The organism is Streptomyces sp. NPDC054849 (assembly GCF_053610945.1).
In genome coordinates this window covers 1-9,200 of the sequence record NZ_JBSGZI010000169.1, presented here as the reverse complement: position 1 = coordinate 9,200, position 9,200 = coordinate 1, and the positions used below count along the sequence as shown (strand labels likewise).

The window sequence follows — 9,200 nt, the reverse complement described above, 5'->3', positions numbered from 1 at the left end:
CGCCACACTGGGTGTGGCGGGGCCCCTCGGCTTGTGTATCCGTCCGGCTGTCAGGCGGACTTGCGGCTGTCCCGCGGATGCACGGCAATGTTCATGGCGCCGGAACGCAGGACTGCAAGCCTTTCGGCCAGCACTTCCTCCAGCTCCTCGCGGGTGCGTCGCTCCATGAGCATGTCCCAGTGCGTTCGCGCAGGCTTGCCCTTCTTCTCTTCGGGCCCGTCCCCGTCCACCAGGAGTGCCATGGCGCCGCACGCCTTGCACTCCCACTCCGGCGGAATTTCTGCCTCAACCGAGAACGGCATCTCAAATCGATGTCCGTTCTGGCATGCGTACTCCACCGCCTGGCGCGGGGCCAGATCGATGCCGCGGTCCGTCTCGTAGCTGGTAACCACGAGGCGCGTACCGCGGAGAGCTCGCTCACTCATGAATCGTGCCTCCCGGGCTTGTCGCCCACAGGACAGGTGTCGCTGTCGTCGTCATCCGGTCAACGTCCGGTCGGCGGTATAGATTCCCGCTCCGGGTGTGCGTCGCCCGTCGTACCGCCCCTTGTTGTACCCACCAGTGCCCGTTTTGTCACATCTGGCAGCAGATGTCACCCAACGTCCAGACTTCTTTAGCGCGCAGTAACGGTCCGCCTGGCAGGCCAAAGGCGTACACTACCGGCCCTTTGCTTCAACGTCTAAATTCGTTCGGAATTCGTTCGCGGATCCGGGCCGGGCGCACGCTCGGACCCGCTCTCAGATCCGTTCCGGTACAGGATTGCCTGCCGCCTCCACCGCACGCCGCACCGGCACTCGCGCCAGCAGCACGAATCCCAGTGCGAAGAAGACCACCAGCGAGATGATCGCGTCCCGGTAGCTCCCCGTGAGCTGGTAGGTCAGGCCGAAGACGAGGGGGCCCACCCAGCTCAGGCCGCGGTCGCTCATCTCGTACGCCGAGAAGTACTCCGCCTCCTTGCCCGCCGGCACCAGGTGCGAGAACAGCGAGCGCGACAGCGCCTGGCTGCCCCCCAGCACCAGCCCGATCATCGCGGCGAGTGCGAAGAACCACACCGGGGTCCGAGCCGGCAGGAAGTAACCGGCGGCCAGCGTCACCGCCCAGGCCGCCAGCGAGCCCAGGATCGTCCGCTTGGCGCCGTAGACGCGGGCGAGGCGGCCCATCCCCAGCGCACCGGCCACCGCCAGGACCTGCACCAGCAGCACCGCCCCGATCAGGGTGGACTGCTCCAGCTTCAGCTCCTCCGAGCCGTAGATGGAGGCCTGCGAGATCACCGTCTGCACGCCGTCGTTGTAGATCAGGTACGCCAGCAGGAACGACAGGGTCAGCGGGTAGCGCCGCATGTCCTTCAGGGTGGCGACGAGCTGCTTCCAGCCGCTCACTGGCTGCCCCGCCCCCGGCTCCCGGACCACGGCCCGGTCCCGCAGCCGGCGCAGCGGGATCAGCGCGAAGGCGCCCCACCACAGGCCCGCCGAGGCCAGGCAGATCCGTACCGCCATGCCCTCGGTGAGGCCGAAGGAGTCGTGGCCCATGTAGAGGACCAGGTTCATCACGAGCATCAGGGAGCCCGCCGTGTAGCCGAAGGCCCAGCCCCGCGAGGAGACGCCGTCCCGCTCGTCCGGCGTGGAGATCTGCGGCAGATAGGCGTTGTAGAGCACCATCGAGACGGACAGCGAGGCGTTCGCGACGATCAGCAGCAGCCCGCCCAGCAGGTAGCGCTCACCGCCGAGGAAGAACATCCCGGCCGTCGCCGCGGCGCCCGTGTACGCGGCCACCGCCAGCAGCGGCTTCTTGCGCCCGGTCCGGTCGGCGACGGCTCCCACCAGCGGCATCATCAGCACGGCCAGGATCACCGAGGCCGAGACCGAATAGGCGAAGAAGGACCCGGCCCGCACGGGGATGCCCAGCGGGTGCACGAAGCCCTCGGCGTCCGCGGCGGCCTTGGCCACCGAGGTCAGGTACGGCCCGAGGAACACCGTGAGGACGCTCGCCGAGTACACCGACACGGCGAAGTCGTAGAAGTACCAGCCCCGCTGCTCCCGCTTGCGGGCGGCCGTCGCGGCCGTCGCGGCTGTCGTGGCCTGCGCGGCCGCGGACGATCTCCCGTCCTCGGCCCCGGCTTCCGCTTCCTCGGTCTTCCTGCTGTCTTCCGCACCCACGTGGTGCCCCCCTCGCTGGTCCCCGTACCGCAGCGGCCCGCCCTGCCCGCGCGCGGCCCGAAGAGCGTGTCAGGCCCAGGCCCCGCGCCGGTCCAGCACCGTGCGCAAGATGTCGATCCGGTCGGTCATGATGCCATCGACACCCAGGTCGAGGAGAGCCTCCATACGTTCCGGTTCGTTCACGGTCCACACGTGGACCTGCAGACCCCGCTCGTGCGCGGTCCGCACGAAGCGCCGGTCGACCACGCGGATGCCCCCCTGGGTCTCCGGAACCTGGGCCGCCACCGCCCCGACCCGCAGTGCCGCCGGGATCGCGTACGAGCGCAGCCGCAGGCCGACCACCCCGCGCACGCCGTACGAGGTCGCCAGCCGGGGGCCGGCGATCCTCTGGGCGCGGGCCACCCGGCCCTCCGAGAAGGAGCCCACGCAGACCCGGTCCCAGATCCCGGTCCGCGCGATCAGGTCGACCAGCGGGTGCAGGGCGGACTCGGCCTTGACGTCGATGTTCCAGCGGGCGTCGGGGAACTCCTCCAGCAGTTCCTCGAAGAGCGGCAGGGGCTCGGTGCCCGCGACACGGGCCTCGCGGACCTGCTTCCAGGGCAGCTCGGCGATCCGGCCCCGGCCGTCGGTGACCCGGTCCAGGGTGGAGTCGTGAAAGGCGACGAGCTTGCCGTCGGCCGTGGTGTGCACATCGGTCTCGAAGTACCGGTAGCCGGCCTCGGCGGCCCGGCGGAAGGCGGCGGTGGTGTTCTCCAGCCCGTCCGCGGCCCCTCCCCGGTGTGCGAAGGGGATCGGAGCCGGGTGGTCCAGATAAGGATGGCGAAGGCGTACGTGCGTCACGGCGGCAGTATCCCCCGTGGTGCGAGGCAACGGTGGTATGCGGGGTGAACGGTGGACCGGGTGGCGCTCGATCTCCGGCGGTCGGTCCCGTCGCGCCGTCCCCGTACCCCGCCGGTGCCACCGCTCCCGCACCCCTGGTGCAAGTGGACTGGCGCGTGACAGTCTGTGCCCGCAGACATCAATCCAATCCCGGCCTCTGGCGCGTGCCGTCAGGGCCAATCCGACGAAGTGGACCGGACGCCATGGCCGAATGGACCTCAGCGGTCGGTGCCGCGCAGCTCGCCCGTCTGATCACCTCGCAGCAGGAGCGGACGGCCGTGGCCGGCGCCCGCAAACCGCCCGCGTACCGCACCCTCGCCGACGGGATCCGCCTCCTCGTCCTCGAAGGCCGCGTCCCGGTCGCCGCCCGGCTCCCCGCCGAGCGGGAGCTGGCCGTCGCCCTCTCCCTCAGCCGCACCACCGTCGCCGCGGCCTACGAGGCCCTGCGCGGGGAGGGGTTCCTGGAGTCCCGCCGCGGCTCCGGCAGCTGGACCTCCGTCCCGGCCGGGAATCCGCTGCCCGCCCGCGGCCTGGAACCGCTGCCGCCGGAGTCCCTCGGCTCGATGATCGACCTCGGCTGCGCCGCCCTGCCGGCCCCCGAGCCCTGGCTCACCAAGGCCGTCCAGGGCGCGCTGGAGGAGCTGCCGCCGTACGCCCACACACACGGGGACTACCCCGCGGGCCTGCCCGCGTTGCGCCGGATGCTCGCCGACCGCTACACCGAGCAGGGCATCCCCACCATGCCCGAGCAGATCATGGTCACCACCGGCGCGATGGGCGCCATCGACGCCATCTGCAGCCTCTTCGCGGGGCGGGGGGAGCGGATCGCCGTCGAGTCCCCCTCCTACGCCAACATCCTCCAGCTCATGCGCGCCGCCGGGGTCCGCCTCGTACCCGTGGCCATGGCCGACGGGCTCACCGGCTGGGACATGGACGTCTGGCGGCAGGTGCTGCGCGACTCGGCCCCCCGCCTCGCCTACGTGGTCGCCGACTTCCACAACCCGACCGGGGCCCTGGCCACCGAGGAGCAGCGCCGCGCCATGGTGGAGGCCGCCCGGTCGGCCGGCACCGTCCTGGTCGCCGACGAGACCATGGTCGAACTCCAGCTGGACCCGGAGTTGGAGATGCCCCGTCCGGTCTGCTCCTTCGACCCGGCCGGCAGCACGGTCATCACCGTGGGCTCCGCCAGCAAGGCCTTCTGGGCGGGCATGCGCATCGGCTGGGTGCGCGCCGCGCCCGACGTGATCCGCAGCCTGGTCGCCGCGCGCGCCTACGCCGACCTGGGCACGCCGGTGCTGGAACAGCTCGCGGTGAACTGGCTGATGCGGACCGGGGGCTGGCGGGAGGCCGTCGCCATCCGCCGCGAGCAGGCCCGGGAGAACCGCGATTCGCTGGTCGCGGCGGTGCGCCGGGAGCTGCCGGACTGGGAGTTCGAGGTCCCCCGCGGCGGGCTGACCCTGTGGGCCCGCGCGGGCGGGGTGTCCGGCTCCCGGCTGGCCGAGGTGGGGGAGCGGGTCGGCGTACGGGTCCCCTCGGGGCCGCGGTTCGGCGTGGACGGGGCCTTCGAGGGGTACGTGCGGCTGCCGTTCACCGTGGGCGGGCCGGTGGCAGAGGAGGCCGCCTCCCGGCTGGCGGCGGCGGCCCGGCTGGTCGGCACGGGTGCGGGCGGCAGCGGGGCGGAGCCGCCGCGCACGTTCGTGGCCTGAAGTCCGGGGTCACGGCGCCTCGGCCGGGACCTCCGGGATCTCCGCGGCGCCGGCGGCCGGGCCCTGCCCCTGGGCGGGCGGCTGTCCCTGCAGGGGGCTGTCCGGCGTGGTGGTACGGCCCGGCCGGCCGGCCGGGGCCTGCTGCCGGTCCGGCAGCAGTTCCAGCACGGCCTGGCGGTACGCCGGGTGCGTGGCCTCGTCGTACGGGTCCGGGGTGGCGGGCACCTGCACCCGGTGCACGGGACCCGTGCCCAGCCGGGCGTACCCGCGGCCCGGCGGCACATGGGCCGTCGGGGTGGTGTGCGGCGGCAGCCCGAGCACGTCGGCGATCTGCTGGAGGGTGGCCGGCCCGAGCACGATCCGGGCGCGGGTGTGCTGCCAGACGGCGTCGTTCAGGAGCTCCAGGTGGTCGAACTGCTCGGCCACCACCACCGTGACGTGCGCGGGCCGCCCGTGCCGCAGCGGTACCTGCAGCTGGGCCAGGGGGTCGGGACCCCCCTCGGCGACCGCGAGGTGCGCGAGCACGCTCGGCTGGTCCAGCAGGATCCACAGGGGGCGCCGGGTGTCCTCGGGCGCGGGCCGCCCGGCCTCGCGGGCCCGGTGGATGGCGATGAGCCGGCGCTCGGTCTCCTGCGCGGCCCACTCCAGGGTGGCCTGGGCCCCGGTCGGCCCGCATTCCACCGCGAGGACGCCGCTCCGGCCGGACAGGCAGGCGTAGTCGCCGCTGCCGCCGCCGTCGACGACCAGGACCTCGCCCCCGTGCCGCAGGGCCTGCAGAGCGACGGAGCGGAGCAGCGTGGACGTGCCGCTGCCGGGCTGGCCGACGGCCAGCAGGTGGGGCTCCGTGGAGCGGGGTCCGGTGCGCCAGATCACCGGCGGCACGTCGCGCGGCCCGTCGCCCTCCACAACCGGCAGGGTGCGCTGCACGCTGCCGGCGTCGGTGAAGCCGAGCACGGTCTCGCCGGGCGAGGTGACGAACGGCTGGGCGGCGATGCCCGTCGGCAGCGCCGCCAGCACCCTCAGGTCGAGCTGGTTGCCCTCCTCGTCCCAATCGAAGAGATACTCCCGTCCGCGCCCGGACTTGGCGTGCAGCAGTGCCTCGATCCGGGCCCGTGAGGCGGCCTCGCCATCGGTGAAGTAGGCCGGGTAGCGGATGTGGAGCCGGGTGACGCGGCCCGCCTCGTCGAACTCGTAGCCGCTGAAGGCCTTGTCCCAGTCGCCGCCGTGGGCGAAGAGCGGACTCGGGTCCTCCGGGATGGAGAAGTACGGCACGAGGGCTTCGTAGAGGGAGCCGAGCCGTTCGGCCTCGGCATCGCTGGGCCCGGTCTTCACCGGGGTGCGGTCGCGCCCCTGCCAGCCGGCCGCCGCCATGAGTGTGATCAGGGCGAGGAGCGGACCGTAGGGGACGAGCGCGACCACGAGGACGCAGGCGGCTCCCAGGAACAGCGCGGGACCACGCTTGTCCTTGGGGGTCTCGGACCATCTGCGCCGACCGGCCGAGGCCAGGATGCGCAGGCCGCGTCCGATGGTGAGGAGCGGATGGAGGACGTCCGTGGCAGTGTCGGCGGCCGTGCGAGCGAGGTCGCGGCCCCGGGCCAGCGACACGGTGCCGCTGCTGAGGATGCGGGGAAGTGGGCGCCGGGCCACGGGCGTCTCCTGGAGTTGTGGGTGTGACGGGTGTTTCGGGTGGTGCTGGTGTCGCTGCGCGCTGGCCGGGCTAGAGCTTGATCCCGCCGAGCAGGCTCGCGAGGCTCGCCGTGCTCGCCGTGATGCTCGGCGCGATGGCGGAGCCGGCGAGGAAGAAGCCGAAGAGCGAGCAGACGAACGCGTGGGTCAGCTTCATCCCGTCCTTCTTGAAGAAGAGGAAGCAGATGATGCCGAGCAGGACTACGCCTGAGATGGACAGGACCATGAGAGGTTCTCCTGGTTGGTGGGGACAGTCACCATCAGTTGTTCCAGGCTCACAGGAAGTATCAATGCGACAAAAGGTGCATACGGGTGAATCCAGGAGTTTTTCACTTGACCGGCTCACCCCGGCTGGCGCGCCCGGGATGCAGGGGGGCGAGGCTGATCCTCGCCCCGGCCCGGCCCGGACCTGTGCAGGCCAGGGCGCTACTCTGGCGATTCACCCGTACGGACGCAGTGCCGTGCACCCCCCTGCCCGCCCGGCCCGGGGCCGGGTCTTCGGGGCGGGCCATGTCAGCAACGAGTGGAAGGCGGTACGAACGATGAGCGAGCACGCCGCAGAAGGCCCCGCTTCGCAGGACGCCCCCGACGAGGACGTCATCGAACTGGCCACCAAGATCTTCGACCTCGCCCGCCAGGGTGAGACCGAGACGCTCACCGCGTACCTCGACGCCGGGGTCCCGGCGAACCTCACCAACGACCGCGGCGACACCCTCGTCATGCTCGCCGCCTACCACGGCCACGCCGACGCCGTGTCGGCCCTCCTGGCCCGCGGCGCCGAGGCCGACCGCGCCAACGACCGCGGCCAGACCCCGCTCGCCGGAGCGGTCTTCAAGGGCGAGGAGGCCGTCATCCGCGCGCTGCTCGCCGGAGGGGCCGACCCGACGGCCGGAACCCCCTCCGCCGTGGACACGGCGCGCATGTTCGCCAAGGCCGACCTGCTGGAACTTTTCGGAGCCGAGTAGTCCGCTTTTGCCGGGGATCTGGCGGGGCCCGGCCGGTTCCCGACCTCACAGGTTGGTCACGGCGGCCGTAAATGTGGTCGCGGTGCACAAACCGCCTGGGCCATCATGGCGTCGGATTCGATTCGCGAGCACGGGGGACGGGCAGGAGCGGGCGGGACACGAAGGGTGTCCTGGCCGGGCCTGCGCAACCGGCCGCCATGGTCACGAAGCACCGACGAGAGTGAGAAGGCAATGGTCTACATCGAGCGGAACATGACGGCGGACGTCCTCACATGCTGTTACGCGGCCCTGTGAATCCCGATTCCCGGTTGCGTCCCCAGCTTGATTTGAGGCCATTCCCATGTTCGAACCAGTCATAGCGCCGAGCGGCACCCTGCTCGGGCTCCTCCAGCGGGGCCGTGGCGACGGCACGCTGCACGCACTCGCGGCACCCAGGGCGGAGGCCCTCGAGGCCCTCAATCACTGCGTGCTCCGCGACCCGCGCCAGGACTGGCAGGTCGAGAACCGCTCCTTGTACTACGCCCGGCTGTACCTGGACCTCGCCGGCTCCCTGGGCGAGATCGAGGCCCACCTCTTCAGCCCCGACGACCTCGTCGACGAGGAGGACCACCGGACGGGCCTCGCCCTGTCCGTTCTGGGCCACCTGGCCTCGTACGGCCGCGACGACGCGCTCATGCTGCTGCGCCGGTACGTCGCCTCCGGGGCGAACTGGGCCTGGGCCCTCGACGAGCTGGCCCTGCGCGACGACGACGAAGGGCTGCGGTCCCTGGCCGCACCCGTCCTCGCCCGCTTCCCCGCCACGGCAGAGGGCGAGGCGCGGCTGGCCGCCGCCGTCCGCGACGCCTACGAGCCCCGGCCGTGGTGCCTGTGGGAGGAGTCGCCGCAGTACGGGGAGCGCCTGCGCGCCGCTCGCGAGCAGGGTTCCTTCGACCGCTGGCAGCGCCAGCTCACCCCGGGCGGCCCCCGTCCCGGCTGGGGCGTCCAGGCCGTCTTCGACTGGGCCGCCGACGGCCTGCGCCGTGGCACGCCGCTGCACGTACCCGCCGCACGATGCCTGGCCGCCGTGGCCGCGCCCGAGGACCGCGCCGCGATCCTCGCGGCCGCCGCCGGCGCCTCCGGCGAGGCGGCCCGTGCCACGGCCCTGCACCACCTGGTCCTCGCCGAACCGGACAACCCGGCCGTGCTGGACCTCATCGAAGCCGCCGCCGACGAGCCCGCCGTGGCCGCCTACGCGCGCATGTGCGGCCCCGAGGCCGTCGAACGGGCCCGGCGCTGGATCCACCGTCCCGACGCCCTGGGCGCCGCCGCCGCGGCCACCCTGGCCGCCCGGGGCGGAGCCGAGGACGCGGCCCTGGTCCTGGGCGCCCTGCGCTCCACCGTCCGCGGCTCCGGCCCGGACACCCGGCGCCTGTTCGCCCTGGTGGACGGGGCGGGCCGCCTCGCCATCGGCTGCGCGGCGCCCGTGCTGCGCCACATCTACCGCGAGACGGCCTCGTCCCACCTGCGCGGCCGGGCCGCGCGGGCCCTCGCCAGCACGGACCCCTCCTTCGCGGCGGGCTTCGCGGTCGAGTGCCTCTGGGACTGCGAGGAGACCACCCGCGAGGTGGCGGCCCGGCACGCGGAGACGGCAGACGCCCGTGTGGCGCCGCGGCTGCGGCACCTGGCGGCAGATCCCGCGGAGGAAGAGGACGTCCAGTCCGCGGTACGGAGCCGCATCGCCCCGGAGTCGGCGGTGTAGCCCCCGCCGGCCCCCGCATCTGCACGGCATTCGGCCCGGCCCCCTCACGTCAGGGGGCCGGGCCGATTGC

Annotated in this window: 8 protein-coding genes; 3 read left to right on the top strand and 5 right to left on the bottom strand. The window is 72.9% G+C overall.

What is annotated here, in order from left to right:
• Nucleotides 1–50: 50 nt before the first annotated feature.
• The 3 genes from ACWGIF_RS37170 to ACWGIF_RS37160 all read right to left on the bottom strand — a co-directional run bounded on the left by ACWGIF_RS37170 (nucleotide 51) and on the right by ACWGIF_RS37160 (nucleotide 2,996).
• Nucleotides 51–425: an RNA polymerase-binding protein RbpA gene (locus ACWGIF_RS37170; RefSeq protein ID WP_007262928.1), complete on the bottom strand. Its 375-nt coding sequence runs from the start codon at nucleotides 423–425 to the stop codon at nucleotides 51–53.
• A 312-nt stretch (nucleotides 426–737) separates the two neighbouring features.
• Entirely contained in the window at nucleotides 738–2,156 is a 1,419-nt protein-coding gene (locus tag ACWGIF_RS37165) for an MFS transporter (protein WP_453504189.1), read from the bottom strand.
• 69 nt (nucleotides 2,157–2,225) lie between these two features.
• Entirely contained in the window at nucleotides 2,226–2,996 is a 771-nt protein-coding gene (locus tag ACWGIF_RS37160; protein ID WP_453504188.1) for a glycerophosphodiester phosphodiesterase, read from the bottom strand.
• A 242-nt stretch (nucleotides 2,997–3,238) separates the two neighbouring features.
• On the opposite strand from ACWGIF_RS37160, the gene ACWGIF_RS37155 reads away from it, so the two are divergent.
• On the top strand, nucleotides 3,239–4,741 hold the full coding sequence (locus tag ACWGIF_RS37155; RefSeq protein WP_453504187.1) for an SCO1417 family MocR-like transcription factor: 1,503 nt from the start codon (nucleotides 3,239–3,241) through the stop codon (nucleotides 4,739–4,741).
• 9 nt (nucleotides 4,742–4,750) lie between these two features.
• Here ACWGIF_RS37155 and ACWGIF_RS37150 read toward each other — a convergent pair whose 3' ends face one another.
• Nucleotides 4,751–6,388 carry a hypothetical protein gene (locus ACWGIF_RS37150; RefSeq protein ID WP_453504185.1) on the bottom strand — a complete coding sequence of 546 codons (1,638 nt, stop codon included), beginning with the start codon at nucleotides 6,386–6,388 and terminating at the stop codon, nucleotides 4,751–4,753.
• Nucleotides 6,389–6,458: 70 nt separating this feature from the next.
• A complete protein-coding gene (locus tag ACWGIF_RS37145) occupies nucleotides 6,459–6,653 on the bottom strand; it encodes a hypothetical protein (RefSeq protein ID WP_030031218.1) in 195 nt (64 codons plus the stop codon).
• A gap of 316 nt (nucleotides 6,654–6,969) precedes the next feature.
• On the opposite strand from ACWGIF_RS37145, the gene ACWGIF_RS37140 reads away from it, so the two are divergent.
• Together ACWGIF_RS37140 and ACWGIF_RS37135 are read left to right on the top strand one after the other, a co-directional pair.
• A complete protein-coding gene (locus tag ACWGIF_RS37140; protein WP_453504184.1) occupies nucleotides 6,970–7,392 on the top strand; it encodes an ankyrin repeat domain-containing protein in 423 nt (140 codons plus the stop codon).
• Between the two features lie 340 nt (nucleotides 7,393–7,732).
• Nucleotides 7,733–9,130: a HEAT repeat domain-containing protein gene (locus ACWGIF_RS37135; RefSeq protein WP_453504183.1), complete on the top strand. Its 1,398-nt coding sequence runs from the start codon at nucleotides 7,733–7,735 to the stop codon at nucleotides 9,128–9,130.
• Nucleotides 9,131–9,200 lie beyond the last annotated feature (70 nt).